Here is a 1,823-nt window from a genome sequence, read left to right as displayed (position 1 = left end):
CAGATCGCCGTCCTCGACATCAGTGGCAGTGACCGGGTCCAAAAGCCACTGGGTGAGGTTCATGGTTTCCCCCTGCTTGAGGGCGCGGTCGGGGCCTGCGTTCAGCTGGGGTATGAACCCGAGGTTGTCGAGATTCTGGAAGCACCCTTCGAGGTACTTCTCCTGCTTCTGGATCAGGTTCGACTTGTAGACCATGGTCAGCTTCCCTGCAGCCGTGGCATCGCGTACCTGGACTTTGATGCCCAGGATGTACCAGCTCATCTGGAATCCGTCAGGGATGATCACCTCGAGGGTCTGGGGATCGATCTGGCGCGTGGTCCAGCCGTGCTTGGCAAGCGGCACATAGTGCTTGGAGTTATTAGGCCACCCGCCATCTTCTGACAGCATGACGTCATCGGGGGAGATGGATGAGGAGTCTCCCGACGTGCTCAGCGTAATGGTGCGGGACTTCTCCTGATCGGGCTTCGACAGGTAGCCCGGATCGACCACGATGTTGAAGTCCATGGACGTGCTGCCAGGCATGTAGTAATGCTTGCCCTGGATATCGCCGATGTAATTGTCTCCCAAGCCTGCGACGCTGTAGCTGCCCCACCCAGGGACCATGCGGTTGTCGCCATAGCCTGGGTCTTGAGGCATCTCAAAATCGTATTGGTTGGCGCCCTTCAGCTCTATGTCCTGACCGTTGAAGGTGGCGCTGACCTTGTTGTTCTTGCTGTTGTTACCGATGGGATGGAAATTGATGATCAGGTTGATGTTGGCCTGGGAGATGTCCAGAGCGAAGGTGAGGGTGGCGGTGCCTTTCTGGGCATCGTAGGACCACTTGCCGTATCTCTCGTCGCCGTTGGGCTGTATGTTTTTCCAATCCACGGAATTCGGATTGGAGAACGTCAGAGTGAGCGTGGATCCGCTCTTGATTGAGGCGCTCTGGTCGATCTTGACATCGAAGGCCAGAACCTGATTCCACATGTTGCTGCCCTGCTTGAACTGTGAAGTCACCGTGATTCCCTGCATCGATGCAGGTTCAGACCGTGTGGACGGAGTGTTTGACGGCTCTGCATTCAGCCCGTATGCCCCGTTCGCTCCCGCGGCAGTCTCAGGCTTTCCTCCCTGGCTAAGCGCGTAGCCAGTGGTAGGCATGGCCAAAATCACCGCTACCGCAAGTCCCAGCGCGGCTTTCATTGGTTTTCGCAATTGCTCCCCTCAATTCTGTGTCAGTGTGTATTTGCCCCCGCGAGCTTCCATACTAACAAAGGTAAATAAACGATGTGCCGGCAAAAGGCAGGCAGGCATGAGTGGAAGGCGAAAATCATCTTATTGCTTCCCTTCTCGGCGACCCCGGCCGGTGCCTTTGAAAATAAGGGAAGGAGGACGTCAAACAGGGTGAATGCCGAACGGCAGATCGCCATCAATGTATATTAGGTCACAAAATGTATATTAGGTCACAAAAGCTTTGCCTGTCAGATCTGCCGCTTCATAATGACGCCGACAAGGCTGGCATGGATGCTCCGATGAAGGGGATAGAGGTTTTCGTGATTGCTCATCGCTTGTTCATGGTCCTGGATCATGGCCGGATCATCGAGCGGGTCGCCTACGGCGAATTGATTGGTGGGCGCGGTAAGTGCCGCCAGCGTTATGCGGGTGCCTTGCAGCTGGGATAAAAGAATCGGCCGGATCCCTGGTTGGGGGATTCGGCCGATTCTCATGTATTTGCGGGAACAGCGTTGTTGCTGGTGTTCATGGCCTGGTTGGCTGGTCTTTTCAGTGACTGGCCAGCCAGGCCGTTCTTCCTGTCAGTGCTTGTTGGCTCCCCTGCGCCGGATCGC

Annotated in this window: 2 protein-coding genes; both read right to left on the bottom strand. The window is 56.0% G+C overall.

Features of this window, described 5'->3' with window-relative positions; translation table 11 throughout:
* Positions 1–1,011: hypothetical protein (locus DKK75_RS07980; protein WP_219997328.1), on the bottom strand; the 1,011-nt coding region annotated here is incomplete at its 3' end.
* A gap of 446 nt (positions 1,012–1,457) precedes the next feature.
* A complete protein-coding gene (locus DKK75_RS07975) occupies positions 1,458–1,703 on the bottom strand; it encodes a hypothetical protein (protein WP_110452899.1) in 246 nt (81 codons plus the stop codon).
* Positions 1,704–1,823: the final 120 nt, after the last annotated feature.

Origin of the sequence: Bifidobacterium asteroides (assembly GCF_003202695.1) — a bacterium.
Taxonomy (GTDB): Bacteria; Actinomycetota; Actinomycetes; order Actinomycetales; family Bifidobacteriaceae; genus Bombiscardovia; species Bombiscardovia asteroides_G.
Note: the sequence above shows the minus strand (reverse complement) of the source record. Positions and strands in the feature narration are given on the sequence as shown.

What these genes read in the sequence shown, in the direction of transcription:
- DKK75_RS07975 (WP_110452899.1), bottom strand. Translation starts at nt 1,703, where the DNA reads ATGAGAATCGGCCGAATCCCCCAACCAGGGATCCGGCCGATTCTTTTA.